This is a genomic window from Pseudovibrio sp. W74, from assembly GCF_001623085.1.
Lineage (GTDB): Bacteria > Pseudomonadota > Alphaproteobacteria > Rhizobiales > Stappiaceae > Pseudovibrio.
Genome location: NZ_LMCJ01000017.1, coordinates 371,053 through 394,200, shown reverse-complemented (window position 1 = coordinate 394,200; position 23,148 = coordinate 371,053). Strand labels below are relative to the sequence as shown.

The 23,148-nt window shown below is 52.5% G+C and carries 17 protein-coding genes and 1 pseudogene; 11 read left to right on the top strand and 7 right to left on the bottom strand.

Features of this window, described 5'->3' with window-relative positions; translation table 11 throughout:
- Together PsW74_RS29310 and PsW74_RS13145 are read right to left on the bottom strand one after the other, a co-directional pair.
- Positions 1-1,040 (bottom strand): annotated as a pseudogene (locus tag PsW74_RS29310) (GGDEF domain-containing protein); the annotation flags it as partial.
- Between the two features lie 196 nt (positions 1,041-1,236).
- Positions 1,237-1,701 (bottom strand): Rrf2 family transcriptional regulator, encoded by a 465-nt coding sequence (locus PsW74_RS13145; RefSeq protein ID WP_208860038.1) that lies wholly within the window; start codon positions 1,699-1,701, stop codon positions 1,237-1,239.
- Between the two features lie 333 nt (positions 1,702-2,034).
- Between PsW74_RS13145 and PsW74_RS13140 the strand changes: the two genes are divergently transcribed.
- From PsW74_RS13140 to PsW74_RS13115, 6 genes are all read left to right on the top strand, one after another.
- Positions 2,035-3,369: a globin-coupled sensor protein gene (locus tag PsW74_RS13140; protein WP_082830560.1), complete on the top strand. Its 1,335-nt coding sequence runs from the start codon at positions 2,035-2,037 to the stop codon at positions 3,367-3,369.
- A gap of 435 nt (positions 3,370-3,804) precedes the next feature.
- Entirely contained in the window at positions 3,805-5,151 is a 1,347-nt protein-coding gene (locus PsW74_RS13135; protein ID WP_193757817.1) for a substrate-binding protein, read from the top strand.
- Positions 5,152-5,268: 117 nt separating this feature from the next.
- Positions 5,269-6,297 carry a branched-chain amino acid ABC transporter permease gene (locus tag PsW74_RS13130; protein WP_057461714.1) on the top strand — a complete coding sequence of 343 codons (1,029 nt, stop codon included), beginning with the start codon at positions 5,269-5,271 and terminating at the stop codon, positions 6,295-6,297.
- A 40-nt stretch (positions 6,298-6,337) separates the two neighbouring features.
- On the top strand, positions 6,338-7,459 hold the full coding sequence (locus PsW74_RS13125; protein ID WP_244271716.1) for a branched-chain amino acid ABC transporter permease: 1,122 nt from the start codon (positions 6,338-6,340) through the stop codon (positions 7,457-7,459).
- Between the two features lie 12 nt (positions 7,460-7,471).
- Positions 7,472-8,227 carry an ABC transporter ATP-binding protein gene (locus PsW74_RS13120; protein ID WP_057461712.1) on the top strand — a complete coding sequence of 252 codons (756 nt, stop codon included), beginning with the start codon at positions 7,472-7,474 and terminating at the stop codon, positions 8,225-8,227.
- The gene (locus PsW74_RS13115; RefSeq protein WP_063286632.1) at positions 8,224-9,003 is read left to right on the top strand and encodes an ABC transporter ATP-binding protein; all 780 of its coding nucleotides are present in this window, start codon (positions 8,224-8,226) and stop codon (positions 9,001-9,003) included. Before PsW74_RS13120 ends, PsW74_RS13115 begins: the two co-directional genes overlap by 4 nt.
- A gap of 200 nt (positions 9,004-9,203) precedes the next feature.
- Here PsW74_RS13115 and PsW74_RS13110 read toward each other — a convergent pair whose 3' ends face one another.
- The gene (locus PsW74_RS13110; RefSeq protein ID WP_208987962.1) at positions 9,204-10,199 is read right to left on the bottom strand and encodes a hypothetical protein; all 996 of its coding nucleotides are present in this window, start codon (positions 10,197-10,199) and stop codon (positions 9,204-9,206) included.
- A 292-nt stretch (positions 10,200-10,491) separates the two neighbouring features.
- On the opposite strand from PsW74_RS13110, the gene PsW74_RS13105 reads away from it, so the two are divergent.
- The gene (locus PsW74_RS13105; RefSeq protein WP_057461710.1) at positions 10,492-11,742 is read left to right on the top strand and encodes a cyclic nucleotide-binding domain-containing protein; all 1,251 of its coding nucleotides are present in this window, start codon (positions 10,492-10,494) and stop codon (positions 11,740-11,742) included.
- Positions 11,743-11,794: 52 nt separating this feature from the next.
- Here the strand turns inward: PsW74_RS13105 and PsW74_RS13100 are convergent, their stop codons facing one another.
- The 3 genes from PsW74_RS13100 to PsW74_RS13090 form a co-directional block, all read right to left on the bottom strand.
- The gene (locus PsW74_RS13100) at positions 11,795-14,956 is read right to left on the bottom strand and encodes an efflux RND transporter permease subunit (protein WP_244271715.1); all 3,162 of its coding nucleotides are present in this window, start codon (positions 14,954-14,956) and stop codon (positions 11,795-11,797) included.
- Between the two features lie 15 nt (positions 14,957-14,971).
- On the bottom strand, positions 14,972-16,126 hold the full coding sequence (locus PsW74_RS13095) for an efflux RND transporter periplasmic adaptor subunit (protein WP_208987961.1): 1,155 nt from the start codon (positions 16,124-16,126) through the stop codon (positions 14,972-14,974).
- 219 nt (positions 16,127-16,345) lie between these two features.
- Positions 16,346-17,266, bottom strand: coding sequence for an SDR family NAD(P)-dependent oxidoreductase (locus tag PsW74_RS13090; RefSeq protein WP_063286630.1), 921 nt, complete (start codon positions 17,264-17,266; stop codon positions 16,346-16,348).
- Between the two features lie 207 nt (positions 17,267-17,473).
- Between PsW74_RS13090 and PsW74_RS13085 the strand changes: the two genes are divergently transcribed.
- The 4 genes from PsW74_RS13085 to PsW74_RS13070 all read left to right on the top strand — a co-directional run bounded on the left by PsW74_RS13085 (position 17,474) and on the right by PsW74_RS13070 (position 22,371).
- The gene (locus tag PsW74_RS13085) at positions 17,474-18,259 is read left to right on the top strand and encodes a potassium channel family protein (RefSeq protein ID WP_063286629.1); all 786 of its coding nucleotides are present in this window, start codon (positions 17,474-17,476) and stop codon (positions 18,257-18,259) included.
- A gap of 160 nt (positions 18,260-18,419) precedes the next feature.
- Complete coding sequence (locus tag PsW74_RS13080; RefSeq protein WP_208987960.1) at positions 18,420-19,250, top strand: alpha/beta hydrolase-fold protein; 831 nt, start codon at positions 18,420-18,422, stop codon at positions 19,248-19,250.
- Between the two features lie 197 nt (positions 19,251-19,447).
- Positions 19,448-20,731 carry a CaiB/BaiF CoA-transferase family protein gene (locus PsW74_RS13075; RefSeq protein WP_063286627.1) on the top strand — a complete coding sequence of 428 codons (1,284 nt, stop codon included), beginning with the start codon at positions 19,448-19,450 and terminating at the stop codon, positions 20,729-20,731.
- A 2-nt stretch (positions 20,732-20,733) separates the two neighbouring features.
- Positions 20,734-22,371 (top strand): thiamine pyrophosphate-binding protein, encoded by a 1,638-nt coding sequence (locus PsW74_RS13070; protein WP_063286626.1) that lies wholly within the window; start codon positions 20,734-20,736, stop codon positions 22,369-22,371.
- 68 nt (positions 22,372-22,439) lie between these two features.
- Here PsW74_RS13070 and PsW74_RS13065 read toward each other — a convergent pair whose 3' ends face one another.
- A complete protein-coding gene (locus PsW74_RS13065; RefSeq protein WP_063286625.1) occupies positions 22,440-22,964 on the bottom strand; it encodes a DUF302 domain-containing protein in 525 nt (174 codons plus the stop codon).
- Positions 22,965-23,148: the final 184 nt, after the last annotated feature.

Sequence of the window (23,148 nt, the reverse complement as noted above, 5' to 3'; positions counted from 1 at the left end):
CCCGCCACATCAGAGAGGGCATCTGCGATACGCTGCAGTGGCTGGGACATTTTGCGGGAAACAAACAGGGCTACGATGAAGATGATGAGACAGGCAGTAAAGCCCAACACAATAAGCCGCTGGAAAGTCTGAGCGCTGGTTTCTTCGCCTACATTGCGTAGGCGTTCCTGCGCGTCCAGCAAGACTTCCAGTGGCTTGAAGGCGCAAATCACGAGCGGGGATGGACCGTTATCGCAATACTCGAATGCAGTGTTCAGGATCTTAAGTTTGCGCAGGTTTTCAGGCATTTGCAGCGCTTCGACCGGTGCATGTGGAGAGGCACCAACCAGCTTGTCCTGATAGAAAATCGCAATCTCGGCACCTGAGATTTTGCTGTATTCGTCAATCACTCCGGAATTGAAGGGAAACCAACGCTGCGCCACCAAGGCTCCACGCCACTGGGTACCCGGATCGATGAGTGAGGAATAAAGGACCTGAGAGACGCCTGCATCAGGCTCTCCCGGCAATAACGGGCCAAATTGAGTGGCTGGAAGAAGCGTGTATCGGACGGCTGGGCCTGTGCCCGTGGACGGCGTCCAGACAGTACTAAGCGACTGTTTCAGATGAACTTTGAGGAGTTGCTTCTGGATCAGCCCCGGATCAGCGCGCTTGGATGCTCCGACGATCTGGCCACGGTAGTTCAGCAGGATAATAGCGTCAAGCGGCGTGCCTTCCTGCACCAGTGACAGGATGTTCACATCCCCTGCCCAGACCCGTGTTTCTGCAGCTTTTACGATGTCACCGCGCTCACCAATGGCAGAAAGGCTTGCTGCCGTTTCGGATAGCTGAGACTGAATACGGTGTCTCACCAGCGCTACGTCACGCTCAAGCGTGGTGGAGAATTGGTTTACCGCGATCTGGGAGAGCTGTTCGCTTTGGAGTTGGAGCGTTCTTTCCCACTGAATTACAACGAGAAATGTCAGCGCAAAATAAGATAGAGCAATGGCGACAACAGAGATGATTGCTAGTTTAAGAGAAATTGAGTGCCGGACTCGTCTCATAGAAATTGCCTGCGCCGAACAGTTTGCTATTCGCCAAATGAACAAAAACCTCGTGCGTGAGGGCACAGAGGTCTCATGAACAAGGCCTGATTGTCGCGAAACTGTCTTAAGCAGGCGTGAGCACTACCAAACTATGAGTTTTGTCGGTTAATGCTCACGAAAGCAGGTTGGTTAAATGCACTTTAATTGCATCGTACTAGGCAGAGAGCTCTAGCTTTCTCTCAGCGTTCACCTCAACGCTTGTCCTAATTTCGTCTGCGTTTTCAATAATCTGAGTCAAGTTGATTGCATCCAGCTCTTCCATGAAAGAGTTCAGCGCATGCTTCAGCTTGCCTTTGAAACGGCAGACACCCGATAACGGGCATGGTTTGGCAGGATTGCATGCAAAGCACTCCACCAGTGCGAAGTTGTCTTCAACATTCCGGATGAGTTTGCCGATGTTGATGGAAGCTGGCGCATGAGCAAGCATCAGACCACCCAATCGCCCTCGTCTGGATTTGATGTAGCCCTTCCGGTTTAAGATCTGCACGACCTTGGCGACCTGAGGACGCCCGCTGTTGGTTGCCTCAGACAAGCGGTCAATTGTCCACTTATCGCTCCGGTTGACAGCCATGAGCATCAGTATGCGTACCGCTACATCTGTCATCCCAGTTAATTTCATAGGTACCTCGACCTTACTCTAAAGCTGAAATTGCTTCATCGAATTACAGTTAATAAAAACATTTGGGGTATTATTTTTATTGATTGACACCGGTCATATACTACAAAAGAGCAGTACTCACATGGGAACATTGATCTCCATCAAAAGTTATCAAAATATAAATACAATTACCAACTACACACATCCAAACCATTACGCCGGGTCAATTAGAATCTACATTCTATACTTAGCGTAAATAACTTTTTTTGCGTTTTTTTCTTTCGTGACCCCAATATTTCCTTACGTAATAACTGAAAGAAACGAAAACTATGATTTATTAAGCATGGATTTTTAATGAGCGAAACTATCGATGATCGATTGACGTATCACTGTATATCTTCAGCGGAGTTGGAAGAACTTGGAAACTCCCAAGATATCATCATGGCAATCATGCCGGAGGTCTTGGATGAGTTTTATAGACACATTCGAAACTTTCCTGAGACCATGAAGTTTTTCAAGAATGAAGAGCACATGCGTCATGCGCGGGAGAAGCAGCATGAGCATTGGCGGCTCATATGCAGTGGAAAGCTGGATGATGACTATGCACAGTCTGTGCAGCGGATCGGCAGAACGCATCAGCGACTCGGCCTGACACCGCAATGGTATATCGGAGCTTACAGCAGGTTGGGAACGTTGCTCAGCGCAGCTCTTCTTGAGCAGTCTGGTGGCGGCTTATTCTCCCGTTCCAGCCGGCCAAGCAAGAACCTGCCTGGCATCCTCAACAAGGTCATCTTGCTTGATATGGACCTTGCACTGGCGGTTTATGACCAGACCGGGGAAGAGGCGCGTCAAGAGTTTCTGACGGACCTTGCAGAGCATTTTGAGGGATCCGTGGGCCAAGTCACGTCTTCCATTGCCAGCGCTGCAGATCAGCTGCATGGGTCTGCAGTTTCTCTTTCCGGTAACTCAGAGCACACCAACGAGATCAGCTCCAGCGTGGCAGCAGCGTCTCTGGATGCCTCTCAAAATGTGGAGGCGGTGCGCTCCGCAACTGAGGAACTGGGGACTGCCATTTCGGAGATTGCCGAGCAGGTTCACAAGACAACGATTACAGCCTCCAACGCAACACTCGCGTCCACAAAGGCCTTCCAGCAGGTCAATCATCTGTCCCAAGTGGCAATCGAGATTGGTGATATTATTGATTTAATTACTCAAATATCAGAGCAAACCAATCTGCTCGCCCTCAACGCAACCATTGAAGCGGCGCGTGCCGGTGAGTTGGGCAAAGGGTTTGCGGTGGTTGCACACGAGGTGAAGTCGCTTGCTCAGCAAACAGCAAATGCAACTGTGCAGATCAGCGATCAAATCTCTGGGATTCAGGAGAGCACAAGCGAGTCCAAAGAGGCGATCTCTGAGATCAAAGAGATCATTGAAGAGATGAATGACAGTGCAAATGCCATTGCCAGTGCGGTTGAACAACAAGGCATCGCAACGCAGTCCATTGCCGTGAACATCAAAGATGCTGCATTGGGAACCACGCAGGTGTCAGATAGCATCGGCCAGGTACAAAAAGCAGCGGATGAAACCGACAAAACCGCTTCTGGCGTGCTTGATGCTGCACAAATTTTATCCAATCAGGCTGCTGACCTGCGTTCGTCGGTTGGCACGTTCCTCGGCAACTTGAGATAGAAATACTTCGCACTTGCGTTAGCTGCACTACGAAAAACTGGTGTTTGTCCTTCAACCAAAAGACAAACACCAGTGCTCCGCATCCCTTGGGAAATTTAAACGACATTCTTCATGAATTCAGTATTTTACAGTTTTAATGGACACCTTACGTAAAATGCATTTATTTCATTCAGGTCAGATTTGCAGTGCAACACTTCCTTAAAACTAAATAGGACGAAAGATTTACAACATATAATAGAATCTTACTTGGTATTAACCTTTGGTTTAAAAACCATAAGTCGAATTGCGATTCATTATACTACCGAACTAGGCTTTCCTTTGCGTGAGCTGACGTAACTGTTTCTGGTGAACAAGGAATGGTGAACGCGGCAGGTTCTTAGGAGGACGGGACCTCTATCACGTCAATTCGGGCATTTTGCCTTTCGGGAGGATTTCATGAGCATTATTCGTAGGCCGATGAATCGGCGTAGCCTATTGAAGGCGGGAGCAGCCAGTGGTCTGGTTCTGGCGACCCCAACTATTATCAGCCGCAGCGCCTGGGCTGAAACCAATTTCCGTAATGACCCAACCAATTCCAAAACAGTCACTTTCGGTTTCAACGTGCCACAAACAGGCGCATATGCTGACGAAGGCGCTGACGAGCTGCGTGCTTATCAGCTGGCCGTCAAGCATCTGAACGGTGAAGGTGACGGCGGTATGCTGAGCACCATGAAGCCGCTTTCGCTCAATGGTAACGGCGTTCTCGGCAAAAAAGTTGACTACGTCACCGGTGATACTCAAACAAAGTCTGATGCGGCCCGCGCCTCTGCAAAGCGCATGATCGAAAAAGACGGCGTTGTCATGTGGTCTGGTGGCTCGTCTTCCGGCGTGGCGATTGCACAGCAGTCTCTGGCGCAGGAGATGGGCGTCGTGTTTATGTGCGGCCTGACCCACTCCAACGACACCACCGGCAAGGACAAGCGGCGTTATGGCTTCCGCCACTTCTTCAACGCTTACATGTCCGGTGCAGCACTTGGCCCTGTGCTTGACAAAGAGATGGGCAAAGACCGTCGCGCTTACCACCTGACAGCTGACTACACATGGGGCTGGACACAAGAAGAGTCCATTGCCAACACCACAGAAGGCCTTGGCTGGGAAACCGTCAACAAAGTCCGCACTCCATTGGGTGCTGGTGACTTCTCTCAGTACATCGCACCTGTTCTGAACTCTGGTGCTGATGTATTGATCCTGAACCACTACGGTAAGGACATGATCAACTCGCTGACACAGGCTGTTCAGTTTGGTCTGCGTGACAAGCTTGTCAATGGCAAGAACTTTGAGATCATCGTTCCGCTGTACTCCCGCCTTATGGCTCAGGGTGCAGGCGAAAACATCAAAGGCATTTACGGCACAACCAACTGGAACTGGTCCTTGCAGGACGAAGGTTCCAAGGCCTTTGTTAAGTCGTTCGGCCAGGAATATGGCTTCCCACCATCCCAGGCTGCACACACCTGCTACGTTCAGACGCTGCTTTATGCAGATGCGTGCGAGCGTGCGGGCACCTTCAATCCAGCAGAGGTTATCAAGGCTCTGGAAGATCACCAGTTCGACGGTATGGGTAACGGCCCAACTCTTTACCGCGGCTCTGATCACCAGTGCTTCAAGGATGTGCTGGTCGTGAAAGGTAACGAGAACGCAACTTCCCAGTTTGACCTTTTGGAAGTTGTTGAAGTGACACCTGCTTCTCAGGTCACGTATGACCCAGAGATCTTTGGTGGCGAGCTTGGACCTTACAAGGTCTAACAGCACCGTTTGCCCGGCTGCAGTCTTTTGCAGCCGGGCAATGGCTCCTGCTTGAACCACTGATGTTCCGCATTGGATGCCTTGCACCTTCTCACGAATTTAAAGGGAGAAGAGCGGATGGACGCCATCGTTCTTCAAATTCTCAACGGCCTTGATAAGGGCGGTGCCTATGCTTTGATTGCGCTTGGGCTAACGCTTATCTTCGGTACGCTTGGAGTTGTGAACTTCGCCCATGGGGCCTTGTTTATGCTTGGCGCATTTTGTGCCGTAGCTTTCAATAAACTGATCGGCCTTGAGCAGGTTGTCGTCGATCCTACCAAGACCACGGCCTGGGGTACGCCTTTGGAAACCCGTGTGCCTTACATTGAGGTTTGGCTGGGTGACACTGGCACGACGATGCTCAACTACTCCGTTCCATTGTCTATCGCATTTGCCATTCCGGTCATGCTGCTGGTTGGGTATGTGATGGAACGTGGTTTGATCCGCCACTTCTACAAGCGCCCACACGCTGAGCAGATCCTTGTGACCTTTGGTCTGGCCATTGTTTTGCAAGAGATCATCAAAACTTATTTCGGGGCGAACCCTATTCCGCAATCTGCACCGGACATGGTGCGCGGCGCGATGGACCTGGGCATTTGGATCGGCTTTGATCCGGGAACTGTCGTTTATCCGCAGTGGCGCATTGTGTATCTGTTCTTCTCGCTTAGCGTGATTGGCGGGGTCTTTGCCTTCCTGCAGTTCACCACCTTTGGCATGGTTGTTCGCGCTGGCATGGCTGACCGCGAAACTGTTGGCCTTCTTGGCATCAACATTGAGCGTCGCTTTACGCTGGTCTTTGCCGTTGCAGCCGTCGTCGCAGGCCTTGCTGGCGTTATGTACACGCCGATCCTTCCACCAGATTATCACATGGGTATGGACTTCCTCGTGCTGTCCTTCGTGGTGGTGGTCGTGGGGGGCATGGGCTCTCTGCCCGGTGCGGTATCTGCTGGCTTCCTGCTGGGCATCTTGCAAAGCTTTGCGAGTATGAATGAGGTGAAAACCATTCTGCCGGGTATCGACCAGATCATTATTTATCTTGTTGCAGTTATTATTCTTCTGGTTCGTCCACGTGGACTTATGGGCCGTAAAGGTGTGATGGAGACCTGAGCCAATGATGACCAAGATTTCTCCACGCTCCGACCTGCTCATGCTTGTGCTGTTTACAGCTGCAATCCTGACGATGCCGATCTGGCTGGCACCGATTGGTGCCGGGTATCCGGACCTCTTGCAGAAGTTTGCGATTTTCGGCCTGTTTGCTCTGGGCTTCAACCTGCTGTTTGGCCTGACTGGCTATCTCAGCTTTGGTCATGCCGCTTTTCTGGGCATCGGGTCTTACGCAGCGGTCTGGAGCTTCAAACTGCTGGGAATGAACCCTATTCCAGCACTGCTCTTTTCCGTGGTGTTTTCCAGCCTGTTTGCGGTAGCCATTGGGTATATCTCGCTGCGCCGGTCAGGCATTTACTTTTCCATTCTGACGCTGGCGTTTGCGCAGATGAGCTATAATCTGGCGTACTCTGTACTAACCCCAATCACCAATGGTGAGACTGGCTTGCGGGTGCTGCAATCTGACCCACGGTTGTTTGACAGCTCTTCAGAGGCGTCCGGTCCGCTGATCTCCAATCTGTTTGGGATTGAGATGACCGGGTACTCGGGTTTCTACTTCTGTGCTGTTCTGCTCATCATCGGGTTTTACATTTCACAACGCATTTTCCGCAGCCCCTTTGGGATGATGCTGCGTGCGGTGAAATCCAACCAGAACCGCATGAGCTATACAGGCCTCAATACACGGCCTTACACCCTTGCTGCTTTCGTCATTTCCGGCACGTTTGCTGGTGTTGCAGGTAGTCTGCTGGCCGTGACGGATCCGCTTGCGGGTGCTGAGCGCATGCAGTGGACGGCATCTGGTGAAGTGGTTTTGATGACTATCCTGGGTGGTGCTGGCACTCTGCTTGGACCGATCCTAGGTGCAGGTCTCATCAAGTACTTCGAGAACATCTTCTCTGCATACAACGAGCAGACACTACATGCCATTTTCTCCTTCCTGCCTGACTTCATGGAGGGAGCAGTGGTGAGCCTTGCAAGCTTGTTTGTGGGCGAAGGCTGGCATTTGACGCTTGGTTTGTTGTTCATGGTGATCGTGATCTTTCTGCCGGGCGGTATCATGGAAGGCTTCAACCGGATTACCAAGCTGTTCCGCCGGAGACCTTCGCGTGTTGGCAAGAGAGCAGGTCATTCGCATTCTCCAGCATCAGCCAATGCAGCGGAATAGAGAGAGGCAACCATGGAAATTCTTAGTGTTAAGGGCGTGAACAAGCGCTTTGGTGGCCTGAAAGCTCTCGATGACGTGAACCTTTCCATCGAGCAAGGGCATGTGCATGCCATCATCGGGCCAAACGGTGCAGGCAAATCCACATTGCTCAATTGCTTTGTAGGGCGCCTGATCCCTGATACGGGCTCTGTGACCTTTCTGGGCAAGGATCTCATTGGCGCTAAGCCGCATGAGATCAATCAGGCAGGTGTTTCCCGCGTGTTTCAGACACCGGAGATCTTTGGTGATCTGACCTTGCAGGAAAACGTGATGATCCCAACGCTGGCCAAGCGAGATGGAGCATTCACTATGAACGCCTGGGCTCGTGTGGATGGTCAGGGCGAAATTCGCGACAAAGCCATGCATATGCTTGAGGATGTTGGGCTTGCTGAGAAGAAAGACATGAGGGCGGACTCGCTTTCTCGCGGCGACAAGCGGCGTCTGGAACTGGCAATGTGTCTGGTTCAGGACCCAAAACTGCTGCTGCTGGATGAGCCGACAGCAGGCATGTCGCGGGCTGATACCAACAACACCATTGATTTGCTGAAGCGTATTGGCGAGCGCGGCATCACCAAGATCGTTATCGAGCATGACATGCATGTAGTGTTCTCCCTCGCCAGCAAGATCAGCGTTTTGGCGCAGGGCACTGTGATCGCTGAAGGGCAGCCGGAAGACATCAAGGGCGATCCACGCGTTCAGGAAGCATATCTGGGAGGGGCGCACGTATGACCATTCTCGAAGATCAATTCAAAGGCGCGACCGCGCCGGGTGTTACACCAGTGCGCTCCAAGGGTGGTGCTCCGGCTTACTTCTCAGCATGGGACCTTCACGCCTACTATGGTGAAAGCTATATCGTTCAGGGTGTTAGCTTTGATATTCGCGAAGGCGAGATCCTTGCGCTGCTTGGACGAAACGGGGCTGGGAAGACGTCCACTCTTCGCGCGATTGCCCGTGCCAGCGACCCGCAACTGACACATGGCGAGATCTGGCTGGATCATAAGCCTATTCATGAGATGCCAAATTATCTGGCAGCCCAGAATGGGATCCAACTGGTGCAGGAAGATCGCCGGATCATTCCGGGGCTGACCGTGGAGGAAAACCTTCAGCTGGCGCAGATCTCGGAGCCGCACGGGTGGTCGATTGAGCGCCTGTACGATCACTTCCCTCGCCTTGCCGAGCGCGCCAAGCAGGAAGCGGTGACCATGTCTGGCGGAGAACAGCAGATGCTGGCTGTGGCCCGTGCGTTGGCTCGTGATGTGAAGCTGCTGTTGCTGGATGAGCCGTACGAGGGCCTTGCTCCGGTGATTGTTCAAGAGATTGAGCGCATTCTTGAGAACGTGAAGGAGCTGGGCATCACGACGATTATCGTGGAGCAGAATGCGGTGGCGGCTCTGCACCTTGCGGACCGTGCGGTGATTCTGGACATGGGCGAAATGGTGTTTGATGGCACGGCGCAGGAAGTGCTCGATAACGAAGAGCTTCGACAAACCTATCTGGCGATCTGACGTTTTTGCTTGAGCGTCAGCTCCGCAAAAGCAGGTTGCGTTAGTTCTGAGTTTGCAACTTGCTTTATTTTGCAGGGTGTCTCTGAGCATTTTTCAGCATGTTCAGAAATCCCGATCAAGTTCCCCCAAGGGCTATTGACCCTTTACCTGAGCCAGAGGATTCGTTCCTCTGGTCTTTTTCTTTTTCCGGGCATCATTTTTCAAAGAGTATCTAAGAACTGCTGATAGGTCATTAGCTGCTGTCGTTTAGGTTTGCGCCCTTGAAAGCGGTCTTGCCAGAAACTCAGGTAGAGACTGGAGAAGTCAAAGGTTCCTGCCAGAATACGTTGTTTCTCTTCAAGCAGACGTTCACTGGTCAACTCACTCCAATCTTCAAGAACCACGACTGGCAAGTCCTCGAATAGCGGGTTCAGGCTTGAGGATTTGACGATGGGAATCGCCCCAAGAAACAGCGCTTCCCATGTCCGATGGCAGTCCATTCCATCCCCAAAAGGACTGATTGTGAAAAGGAACTGCGCGTTCTTACGCCAGGATTGCTCTCGGGGAAGATGATCACCTTCGAAGTAAGCGGTAGAGTTATCCGCAATCTCCATCACCTCCGCCCTGTCTCCACGATGGGCTGCATGGTGCCAGTTGCAGTAGCCTCGGGCTTCCCGAGCCTCCAACGGCGCGGCATCGGTAGCTACGACGCACAGGCACTCTTCCTGCTCAAGCGGTGTTTGGAAGTCCCCCCAAGCGTGAGATTTGCGGGCTGTCATGGTGTGGTAGTCCAAACCGATGGGCAGGTTGAAGACCTTTTCGTGCTCGATTGCCAAATTCTGCGCGTACCACGCAACCAGCAGCGGATGGGAGAGCAGGTTCTTCAGATCGAGTGAGGACAGCGTGTTTGGCAGGGTCGTGTCCGGTCCAACGGGCAGATCACTGTCGCCGCTGAGCAGGACGAATGGCTGGCGAATGTGCAGCAATTTGGTTTGGACGAAATGCGGTAGGGCATCCGTGGTGATGTAAAGCGTGGCACCTTCATGGTGATGCTCCAGCAAGTCATCATCAAGGTCAGGCACCGAGGATTTCAGCTTCTGGTTCCGGCTTTGGCAGGCTTTGACAAGGCCTCTGCTGGAGATAAACTTGCAGTGGTGTTCCTCTCTGTCTCGCGGCATCCACTGATAGGATTTGTATTGCAGCAATGAAAAGACCAACCAACCCTCCTGCGCTTTCCGATATCTAAGCGTGCACTGTTGTTTGGCGCCACTCTGAAATCTTTCCCACCATTTCCAGAGAACTCCCTATCCCCTTAGAGCTTGGTGCGTATTCTTGGCCAGACACCGCGGCCAGTTTTGGGGAATACGCTATAGAGTTGAATGGAATTTGAGAGATCCCATTGGTGCAGGATTACCATGATTTACCAAAGTGCATGCAGGATGGAACTGGCGCGCTAAAATCCATTGCAGTGCTTTTCAGCCAAGGATTTTACTGAAAGAAGGCCCATAGATGCGCTTCCTGTCCCAGCGCGATGAGGAACAGTCTCCTAAAAAAAACAAATCACAGCTTGAGGTGAGCTATGGCAATATTCCGCGCCATCGCACGCAGTTGCATCAGCGTCTTCTCGACCTGGGCTTGCCGACACAGCCTGTTATTCGTGAGGTGCTGGATTGTGCCCAGTACTACTCCCTCAAAGCCCATGAGGATTTGCTGGTACAAGGGCAAAGTGCGGACCGGTTTTTCATTATCCTTGAGGGAGATCTGGAGGTTATCAAAGAGGATCAGGATGGAGCCGATACTGTTCTTGGACACCTGAAAGCCGGTGATGTGGCGGGAGAACTGGCTTATATTCGCGCCCATGTAGGACCGCAAAGTTACATCGCAAGTGTACGAGCCAAGCGGGATACGGTTGTCGCTGCATTGAGCTGGAACCGGTATGGCACCTTGCCGACCTCGACTGAAACCAACTCCATGCTGTTTCGCTATTTTGCCCGGCAGGCGGCGCATCAGCTGGAACAAAGCAGCTCCCGCGTGTTGGAAGAGATCAAGATCCGATCCCGTCGATTGCAGGCCTATGCGGTTTTGCTGGTGGCGAACATGATCGCCATGTCGTCGTTTGCGTTGTTCATCAGCCTCTACAAAAATACGTTTGATGATTACGGCTACGGCTTCATTGCGATGACGGTTTACAGTTTGAGCCTGAACTTCATTCTCGCGGCTATTCTGTTTTACATCATGAAAAACCTCTATTTGCCGCCACGCATCTTCGGGCTTGAGTTCAGTCATCTCCCAAGCCAGTTTGGTTATGGGGTGGTTATGACTGTTCCGATTATTCTGGTGATGGCAGTTATCCGGTACATTGTGCACCCCTCAGAAGAGTCGTTTTCCTTCTACTTTCTCGCGCATCAGGTACAGGGGCCATTCATGGGGTGGCCAGAGGTGGCGTTTGCGATTTTTTATGCACTGGTGATGTGCCCTATTCAGCAGTTCATTGTGAGGTGTGGCATGCAGGTTCCTGTGACAGCCGCGCTGGGGCCGCATAAGCTTTCCTCTGTGTTCTGGGGCAACTTTGCTGCTTCTGTTGCCTTTTCCATCATCCATCTGCCCTATTCCAAACTGGCCGTTTTGCTGACGTTTATGGTGAGTTTTTATTGGGGCGTGATGTTCCAGTATCGCCGGTCATGGGTGGCGGTTTCCACCAGTCACGCGATTGCCGGGCTTGCGGCATTTTACTGGTTCGCCTTGCTGCGTGTAGCCTAACAAAAAAGGCGCCAGAGGCGCCTTCTTCATTGTCATCAGGATCATTTTCAGATCAATTGTCTTCCTTGGCATCAATGGCCAGTTCACCACCGGACCCTCTTGCCGCACGGCCTTCCTCGATGGTCCAACCGGCTTTTTCGCGCATCCATTGGAAGCTGACGTAAAGGGTCGGGATGAGGAAGATACCGATAGTCGCTGAGAACAGCATGCCTGCCAGCACCGGCACACCCACCGCAACCATGGCTCCAGCACCCGGGCCGGATGCGATGACCAACGGTACAAGACCTGCAGAGAACGCAAGTGATGTCATCATCACCGGACGAAAGCGCAAGCGAGCACCTTCAATCGCGGACTCGTAGATTCCCATGCCATCAATGCGTTTTTCGAGTGAGAACTCGTTCATCAGGATCGCATTTTTACCCGCCAGCGCGATCAGAATGACCATACCAATCTGCGCATACAGGTCGAACGCCAGACCAAAGATCCAGAGGCTCAGCAAGGCACCTGCCAAGGCCGGAGCGACCGAAAGCAGAACGGGAATTGGTGTGTTCCAACTTTCATAAAGCGCCACAAGGAACAGATAGGCAAACAGGAAGGCTAGTCCCAGTACCAGTGCAGTTTGACCCGCAGCTTCTTTCTGTTCCAGTGCCAGTCCCGTCCACTCATAGGCATAGCCTTTTGGCAGAGCTTTGGCCGCGACACCATCCATCGCCATCAAAGCTTCACCCAAGCCTGCACCGGGGGCTGCATTGCCGTTGAATGCGACTGCGCGGTAGTTGTTGTAGCGGGTGATAGTGTTTGCCCCGCGTGACAGCTCAGTGTGCACGACGGAGGACAGTTCAACCATCTCACCTGTGTCTGAACGGACAAAGATGGAGCCGATGTCCTCAACACCAGAGCGATACTTCTGCTCTGCCTGCAGGCGGACGGTCCATGTGCGACCGTAGAGATTGAAGTCGTTGATGTAATAACCGCCCAGCGTGGCTTGCAATGCGTTGTAAACACTTGCCACATTCAGGCCAAGCACCTGAGCACGCTCACGATCCAGCTTCACATTCAATTGCGGAGTATTTGCGTTAAAGGTCGTGAAGAAGGACGCGATATCCGGCGCTTCGTTGGCTGCGACAATCAGGGAGCGGGAGATTTGCGCAAGAACCGTTGGATCCTGACCTTCCAGCGCCTCCATGATGAACTCAAAGCCGCCTACCGTGCCGAGACCATCGATTGCGGCTGGATTGACCGGGAAGAAGGTTGCTTCCGGAATACCTGCCAAAGCTCCGTATGTTCTGTAAACGAAGGCGAACGAAGACAGTTCACGTGATGGACGTTCCTCATAATCCTTGAGTTTGACGAAGAAAACGCCTGCGTTTGGTGATGAGCCGCCACCTGCCAGCAGGTCGAGCCCGATGATCATTGTGGTGGAGTTGACTGCCGGGTCTTTGCGGATGATATCGTCGGCTTTGCGCATGACCGCTTCAGTACGGTTGCGAGATGCACCCGGAGGCAAATTGACCAGCACCATGGCGTAGCCTTTGTCTTCATCCGGGACAAAGCCATCCGGGGTGTTGGAAACAACCAGGAAACCAAAGAGCGCGAAGCCCACCACGACAGGCAGAGAAAGCAACGACATTTTTGCGATGCGCTTGATAAGGCCGGCGTAACCATGGCCGACGTCATCAATCTTTTTGGAAACCTTGGCCATGACACCTGTCAGGTCTTCTGACTTCATCAAGATAGCGCAAAGAGCAGGAGACAGTGACAATGCGTTGATGGTGGAGATCACCATTGCTGCGGAAATGGAGACTGCAAACTCTCTAAAAAGCACACCGGACGATCCCGGCAAGAAGGCCACAGGCACGAACACGGAGAGCAGCACCAGCGTGGTTGCGAGCACGGGGGCTGCAATCTCGCTGACTGCTTTTGATGTTGCCTGAGCCGGTGTGAGATCGGGGTGCTCATGCATAATGCGTTCAACGTTCTCAACCACGATGATCGCATCATCCACCACGATCCCGATGGCCAGCACCAAGGCCAGCAGCGAGATGGTGTTGGCTGTGTACCCCATCATAAAGGCCACTGCGACAGCACCAATGATGGATACGGGGACTGCGATCAGCGGAATGAGAGTTGCGCGGAACTTGCCGAGGAAGACGTAGACCACGATGGTCACAAGCACGAAGGCTTCCAGCAGCGTGTGGATCACCTTCGAAATCATCTCATTCACGAAGAGTGAGGTATCGAAGATGGAGATGTATGTGAGGTCTTCCGGGAAGCGCTCTGCCAGAAATGCGATACGCTCGTTGACCGCTTCTGACACAGCCACAGCGTTTGCACCCGGAGACAGGTAAATCCCCACCATCGCTGTTGGTTGCTGGTTGTATTCTGCCAATATGTCATAGGAGGCGCTGCTGAGTTCTACGCGGGCGACGTTTCTCAGGTGAACCACAGAGCCATCAGGATTTGCACGCAGAACGATGTTTTGGAACTCTTCAACCGTGTTCAAACGGCCTTTCGCCGTGACGGTGAGCTGGAGCTGCTGATCAGACGCCAGAGGAGCTGCACCGATACGACCGACAGCAGCTTGTTTGTTTTGTGATTGGACCGCAGAGATTACGTCTTCTGCTGTCAGGTTGAGGGCTCTGAGTTTGACCGGGTCCAGCCAGATGCGCATGGAGTAATCCTGCGCGCCGAATACGCTGGCATCACCCACACCTGGAATACGCTTCAGTTCGTCTACGATGTTGATGGTGACGTAGTTGGAAATGAAGAGGCCATCATGTGTCTCATCGGGCGAATAGAAGGAAATCGCCTGCAGGAGATCACCGGCCTTTTTGGTGACGTTGACACCCTGATCCCTGACTTCTTGCGGGAGCTTGCTTTCAATGGTGCTTATTCGGTTCTGAACGTTCACCGCATTGATATCGGGGTCTGTTGTCAGATCAAAATAGACCGTCAGCGAGTAGGTGCCATCACTGGAAGACGACGACTTCATATAGCGCATGCCGTCTACGCCGTTGACTGCCCCTTCAACAAGCTGGCCAACACTCTCTTCCACCGTCAGCGCATCCGCACCGATGTAAGTGGCGTTGACCTGCACGGTTGGGGGAGCAATGGTCGGGTATTGTGATACCGGAATTGAGTAAATCGAGATCGCACCGACCACGACTATGAGAATCGAAATCACCATCGCCAGCCGAGGCCGGCGAATAAACATGTCATAGATCATGGTTTATTGACCTGCCAGCTGTGCGTTGACTTTAATTCCAGGACGAACTTTCTGGATGCCGGATGTGATCACCAGATCACCTTTTTCGAGGCCACTTCCAACAATAACAAGGCCGTTAATCTGATCGACAACGGCGATGCGCTGTTGCTCAACCACGTCTTCGTCATTCACCTTCAGCACATATGGGCCTTCCTGATCCAACAGTAGTGCGGATTGTGAGACAACCAGAACAGGCGTGGCATCTTTGGCGTTGGCAACGACATCAACCAACTGGTGGTCAAACAGCAAGTGATCAGGATTTTCAAAGATAGCATAAGCGGTGACGGTGTCTGTGCCCGGGTTGGCTTCTGCTTCAAGGAAGTCCAGCTTTCCGTTGTGCTGGTAGAACTTGCCGTCTGACAGGCGAATTCGAATGAGTATGTTATTGGTGACGAAGTTGTTGGCGCGCTGAGATTGCAAGATCAGTGCTTGTGGAACCGGGAACGCCACGCGAATGGGGTTCAAAGACGTGATGGTTGCCAAAGTTCCGCTGTTGGCATTGACATAGGCCCCTTCTTTAAAGGCAGCGGTTCCGATCTGACCATCCAGCGGAGCGCGGATTTCGGTATAGCTCAGATCCAACTCGGAGAGCTTCAGGTCGGCCTGACGCAGAGCCAGTGCGGCATTGGCCTCTTTCAGGTTTGCGCGGGCTGTGTCGAGTTCGGAAACTGAAATTGTATCCCGGTTGACAAGCTGCTCCTTGCGGTCAAAGTCAACTTTCGCCAAATCGACCTTCGCCTGAGCACTTTCCAGATTGGCTTGGGATTGCTCTACTGAGAACTCATAGGGCTCCTGCTGAATCACAAAGAGCAGGTCGCCTTGCTGAACTGTCTGGCCTTCTTTGAACTCCAGCGGCTCAAGAAACCCGCCGACGCGGGCAATGAGTGCGACCTGACTAATTGCCTCGGTGCGGCCAGAGAAAATGCGTTCTTCTTCAATAACTTCTTCGCGTGCAGGTTCAACAATAACACCTGGAGGGGGGGGAGCTTCCTGAGCAAAGACTGCCGAGGAGAAAAGAAATGTGCCAAGAGACGCCCCCAGAAATGCGAGGGTGGCTTTGCGCGTTGATGAAAGCAGATTTCCATTCCGGCCGGCAGGGAATTCCATTTTATTGTTCATTTTTTACTCTTACACATTGAGAATTGCTGGCAGCACTTGCCTAACATTACCTTAGGGAAGTGACTCAATCCTTGATGGCTTTGGGCACAGCTCTATCCTTCGCTGCCAAGGTCCCCTGGCAACGTTCAAATCAAGTCAGACTGAGAAGTGCATTTGTCCTCCCACTTTCGTGAGGGAAAGCCCGTGACTGGTGTCACAAAAAGCGGTTTCTGGAAATTTTTACCCCTTGTTCGCCTGTGCCAGGTGCACAAGCTGAGTGGTTTCTGTCCAGAATTGCTGGCGGATTTCTTTGCTCAGGATTTGCGTGTCCGGCGGGATTTTTGTTCCGCATTCGTAGAACCCACCGGTTTTGCCCGCAAAGTCCGGAGAGAGCAGCATGTGCATAGCTGGTAAGGCCGCATAGGGGGCAGATTTGCCGACCAGCGAGCTTTTCATGCCTAGCCAGAACCGCCTCATGGCGCTGTAGCCCTGCATTTGTTTGGTCAGCACAAGGCCGGGTCCAAACGCGTTGATGCAGATGTCTGTGTCCTTCAGCTGATCAGCCAGTTCCATCAAGAAGAGCAGATTGCAGTTGGTGTGTGCTCTTCCTCGGTCCCAACTATCTAGCTCACAGTCAGGATCGTTGAGGATGTTCAGGTCGGGTAGTTCGAACTTTGTCACCGGGCTTGCGAACGAGACGACCCTTGGCGCTATTTGGTCTTTGAGCAACGGTGTGATCTTATTCAGCAGCAGAAACCTACTGAGATAGTTGACTGCAAACCCAGCCTCAATCCCCTCTCCTGTGATGCCGCGAAACCCCGGCGTTTCGGCAGCGCAGAGGACGATACGGGTCAGGTCCGGCAGCTTTTGCGAGATCTCATCGGCGAGACGATCTACCTCTGAAATGAGGGAGAGGTCTGCCACAAAGCCACGGTGGGAGCGATTGGGGCCAGCGTCGCCGACATCCTTGAGAACGGCACTCACTTTCTCCTTAGAACGGCCCACAACTACAATGGTTTGCCCAGCGTCTGACAAACGGATCGCAAGCGCTCTGCCGATGCCATCCGTCGCGCCCGTTACCAGACAGGTGTTGTTGGTTGCCCGCCATTCCTCCAAATACCCGGGAGGTGGTGGCACCGGAATGGCTTTGGCTTTCTTCATGCCAGAAGTAGAGCAGAAACCTTTTAATCAGTTGCAGAATTTTTCGATAAACTCACTGAGGGAAAGCGTAAGTTTTTTTGCGGGGTCAAGATAGCGCCGCTCACACGAAAGTTTATGCGTGACGAGCTTGAGTGACTTTGCAGAAGTGCCCACATTTGCTAGTAGATTTTATCTGGGCGCGCTATCGGGATTGAGGGATCTAATTTAATGCAGGAAGCAATAACCGATTTCAGGGGCGCTTTGCGACGTCTGTATTTCGGGCAGACCACTGCTGGACGTTCTTGGCGTATCGGCTTGCTGATGTTTGATGTGGTCACGATCCTCTACTTCGTGCTTTCTGCAACGCTTCCCCAGCTGGAAGGCTATCCGCGGCTGGACTGGGCCATCGGGTTCATTCTGCTGATTGACTACGGATTCCGCCTCACCATTGCACTGCGGCCCTTCAAAGCTGCATTTGACAGCACGGCCATTGCAGACCTTATTGTAATCCTGTCTTTGTTTGCTGAAGCTCTTATCGAAAACCTCGGTTTCTTGCGCGTAATCCGCATGTTGCGGTTGTTACGCTCCTACCATGTGGTGAAGGATCTGCGGGAGACGTTCTCGTGGTTCAAGGAGCGTGAAGAGATCATCAACTCGGCGATGAACCTGCTGGTCTTCGTGTTTATGGTGAGCGCGGTTGTTTATGTGATTGAGGCGCACCTGAACCCGGACATCAACTCCTACATGGATGCGCTGTACTTTACCGTCACAACGCTGACGACGACTGGTTATGGCGACATCACCATGACGGATACGATGGGTCGCGGGATTACAATCGTCATCATGGTGTTTGGCGTGGCGCTGTTTTTGCGGCTGATCCAGACCATTTTCCGTCCGTCTAAAGTAAAATATGCCTGTCCTGATTGTGGCCTTAATCGTCACGATAATGACGCCGTTCACTGCAAGCATTGCGGCAATACTTTGCACATTCCCACGGAAGGGGAATGGCAGTAGGCCCTCTCGCGGTAAGCTGTAAATGACGGCATCAATTTTGAGAGTAAGACCGCCTTTGAGGCGTATGTTAGCATAAACAAAATTAATCTCGGCAATTCCTGGATTCATCCATGAGTTTCAATAGGTTTAATCCGAGAGAGCGGCAAGAAGTGGAATGGGCATGAGCCTTCTTACAAGTGCGATTACGTTTGCTACCGTGGTTATTTCCGGGTTGGTTCCCAATGCGACAATGGCAGAGGAAGCGACCTGTGGTGTGACTGCTCCCTGTGAAGTTGAGAGCGGTGAATACTATGTTGCACTTCCGGATTCTCCTGCTGATGACGAACAGATTGGCGCCATAATCTACCTGCACGGGTGGAAGGGCAAAGCTGATCGCGCCATCGAGAATAAAGCTTTGCGTAATCTTGCAAACGAGCTTGGCGTTGCTCTCATTGTCCCGCAGGGCATTGGCGGTTCCTGGTCCTATCCGGGCTCCCCGAGTCAGGATCGTGACGAGTTCAAGTTCTTCGATGAGATGCTGACAGACGTTTCTGACCGCTTCCCGATTGATCGTGAGAAGATCCTGCTCTCAGGCTTTTCCATGGGTGGTTCCATGGTTTGGAATCTGGCCTGCTATAAGGGTGAGAACTATGCTGGCTTCGCGCCGATTGCCGGTGCCTTTTGGGATCCTATCCCAGCAGCCTGCCCTTCTCCTTTGACCAACCTTTACCACACCCACGGGGTTGAAGATAAAACCGTTCCGATGGTGGGCCGTGCTATTGGTGCGAACTGGCGTCAGTCCGATGTGTTTGACAGTCTGGATGTCTGGAAGCGGCAAGCTGGTCTCTATGATACTGAGCCGACATCCATCAGTGCTGGCGAGTTGCAGTGTGATGTGTGGTCTGCCAAAGGCGAGAAGCTTGAGCTTTGCCTGCATGATGGCGGACACTCCATGAAGGCTAACTGGATCCGGCGTGCATGGCTTGATCTTGCCAACACAAAGCACTGGTAAAACCCACAGGACCATCACGGTAGAAACTTCAAATTTCACGGGTCATCACGATACTGTGTGATTTTTCAGATTGTTGTGGTGGGCCTTTTCTGAGTGCTCTAACGTCTCTCCAAAATCTGCTGGATTGCTGTACATGACAGGGTCAGTCACCCTCCATTTGCGGTCAATCTTGCCTCAAAACCAATGGATTAGACGGTTTGAATTCTCTAGTAGACGGTGAACAGCACCAGTCCTCTACCACCAAAGGACCTTTGGATGGCCTTGTGGTGCTTGACCTTTCGCGCATTCTGGCAGGCCCAACCTGCACCCAGTTACTGGGTGATATGGGCGCTGAAATCATCAAGATTGAACACCCAACACGCGGGGATGACACCCGCAAATGGGGACCTCCCTTCCTGAAAGGCAAAGGCGGTGCGGATACTGGCGAAAGCGCGTATTATCTCAGCTCCAACCGCAACAAACATTCTCTCGGCATCGACATGCGTTCTGAAGAAGGCGTGGAGATGCTCAAAGAGTTGGCGGCGACCGCTGACATCGTTATCGAGAACTTCAAGGTTGGTGACCTTGCTCGCAAGGGCCTCGGTTATGACGACCTGCGTGCGAAGAATGATCGACTGATCTACTGCTCCATTACCGGTTTTGGCCAAACTGGCCCTTACTCACATAGAGCGGGCTATGATGCGCTGATTCAGGCCATGGGCGGGATCATGAGCATCACGGGCCTTCCTGAGGAGGAAGGTGGCAGCCCGACCAAAATTGGTGTTGGCATTGCTGATGTGATGTGCGGGATGTATGCCTGCAACGCTATTTTGGCAGCTCTGCACCACCGTGAGAAAAGCGGTGAAGGTCAGCACATCGACATCTCCTTGCTGGATTGTCAGGTGGCATGGCTGATCAATCAAGGCCTTTCCTATCTGACCGACGGCAACATCCCAAAACGGCTTGGCAATGCGCACCCAACCATCGTGCCTTATGAGACCTTCCCGGCCTCTGACAAGGACTTCATGGTGGCTGTTGGCAACGATGCGCAGTACCAGCGTTTCTGTGAGATTCTGGGTTGTCCTGAATTGAACACTGATCCTCGCTTTGCAACCAACGCTGACCGCGTGCGCAATCGTGCTGAACTGGTGCCTTTGCTGCGTCAGTTCACAATCAAACAAGGTGCCCAGCATTGGACGGATGAACTTGAGGCTGTTGGCGTTCCGTGTGGTCCGGTGAATGATCTGGCTGGCGTGTTCAGCGATCCGCAGATTCTACATCGTGGTATGAAGATTTCTCTGCCACACAAACAGTCTGACGATGGTCAGGTAAGCTTGATTGGTAACCCGATCAATTACAGCAAGACGCCTGTTACATACCGGAAGGCACCGCCGACCCTTGGCGAGGACAGCATTGAAGTGCTGACCAAGTATCTACAAAAAACCAAAGAAGAAATTGACGATCTCGCTGCTCGCGGTGTCGTGTCACTGGGAGATTCATAATTATGCGCGGCGCTGATCTTATTGCTCAAAAACTGCATCAGGCTGGCAGTCAGTATGCCTTCGGGATACCGGGTGGCGAAGTGCTGGCCCTTATGGATGCCCTGAACCTTGCTGGTTTGAAATTCAATCTGGTGAAGCACGAGAATGCTGGTGGCTTTATGGCAGAAGGCGCATGGCATGGCCTTGCGCGCCAAGGTACGGATGCTCCTGTTGTTTTGCTGGCAACGCTTGGGCCCGGTGTGACCAACGCCGTCAACGTGATTGCCAATGCCTTTCAGGATCGCGTTCCGCTGATCTTCCTGACAGGTTGCGTAGATACTGCTGAGGCTGAGACCTATACTCATCAGGTGATGGACCATCAGCAACTGCTGCGTCCTATTGTGAAAGCCAGCTTCAAAGCAGCTCCGGGTGCGCTGAATGCCATGATGGATAAGGCAATTTCCATTGCCATGTCTGGTCAACCAGGGCCGGTGCACATTGATGTGCCGATCTCTGTTGCCGAAGGTGAAAGCGACGAAACACAGAAAACACCGAACTACGGTGTTCGTGCTGCCCAGCTGCCATTTGGTGATGTGCTGGAGCAAGCGCGTGATTTACTGGGCTCTGCTCAGCGCCCAATCGCAATTGCTGGTGTTGATGCCGTCAACGTGGATGCAGGCAATGAGATTGAGGCGTTCTGTGAGGCCTATCAGATTCCGTTGATCACCAGCTACAAGGGCAAGGGGCTCATTCCTGAAGGCCATAAACTTTCGCTTGGTGGAGCAGGCTTGTCGCCCAAAGCTGATAAGAACCTGATGCCTTTGCTGGCTGATGCGGACCTTGTTGTGCTGATCGGCTATGACCCCATTGAAATGCGCGTGAACTGGCGTAATCCGTGGAGTGAAGAGACATCAGTTATTGAGCTGACACCGGTGCTGCGCAGCCATGGTATGCACCAAGTGAGCCATACACTGGAAGGCGATGTGAAGCCGACCCTGATGGCTCTGACACCAGAAGATGAGGCCGGTATTGTTCCAGAAGAGAGCGATTGGCTTCGTGACCGTATCGCGCCAGCCAAGGAAAAGCTGAAGGCCGACTTTACTGCGGAAGAAAGTGGTTGGGGCCCAGCCACTGTGTTCCACGGCCTTCGGGAAGCCTTGCCGGATACCACTGTTGCAACTGCGGACAGTGGTGCGCACCGCATTCTGGTAAGCCAAATCTGGGAGAGCCACTACCCGCGCACCATGCTGCAGAGCTCTGCGCTTTGTACGATGGCATGTGCCTTGCCGCTTGGCATCGGGCATAAGATGGCAAAACCAGAAGATCCAGTTGTTGTGTTTGTAGGTGATGCTGGTCTGGAGATGGGTCTTGGTGATCTGGCGGTTCTGCGAGATATGCAGGTGCCGTTTATTGTCTGCGTGCTGGTCGACGAGAGCTTGTCTCTTATTGAGCTGAAGCAGCGCGCGAACCAGAACCCTAATCTGGGCGTGGACTTCTCTGCGACCAACTTCCCTGCACTTGCTGACGCTTATGGCGGGCATGGTGTTTGGGTGGATGATGCAGAGAGCCTGAAGAAAGAAGCAAAGGCAGCGCTGGAGCGCGATACCTTCACTGTTCTTGCTTGCCGCATTGACCGCAGAGCCTACGACGGAAAATTATAGAGGCATTCGCCTTTTCGAGTGTGTCGCAGGAAAGGTGACACACTCTTTTTTTATTTCTAAAGAGTGCCTCAGGTGTTGTCTGTGGCACGGTCTGCAATGCGCTGGAAGATCACATCCAGTTCCTCGCTCAGTGAGACCAGATCCTCAGAGGCGGTGGCTCGGTAAGGCTGGAAGACAAAGCTTGGCGTCTTCCATGACAGCGTTGCTGTGCCATCCGGATTTTCCGTCAGATAGAAGCGAACTGGCGCCTCAATACCTGCCTGCACACTTGCTGCCAGCATACGGCGCGCAAAGTCATTACGAAAAACCCCGATCACGTAGTTGCCCGGGATCTCGAAGCCGTTTGCTTTAGCACCCCGGGAGGCACTTGCCATGCTGACGAGCAGCATGTCTTCTTCGCGAATGGCTTTTTTCAGAGAGTCCAGCAGCTCATCAATCGCCATGGTGGTTTCGATAACCCGCCAGCCATTGCGTGGAAGCACCTTGCCCTGCTGCGCCTGCTCTGTGGTGATTTGGGCCTGGGATGGCTGAAAAGCGGCCATAACGAACATCAATGTTCCAACAAAGCCGAGCATCCCCGTAAGGAGTTTCATGGTTCAATCCTTTTCGTAATGAAATGAGTTTAAAAGCGGGAGTTGAACAGGCTGTTGTTCAAGCTCCCTTGATTTTAATTGGCCAAGTTTTAGTCGTATCCGGCAACTTGCTTCTATTTTGCGGTAACAGGTGCAGGATCCATTCCGATCAAATGACGGACACGGGTGCCAACCATGGACCCGG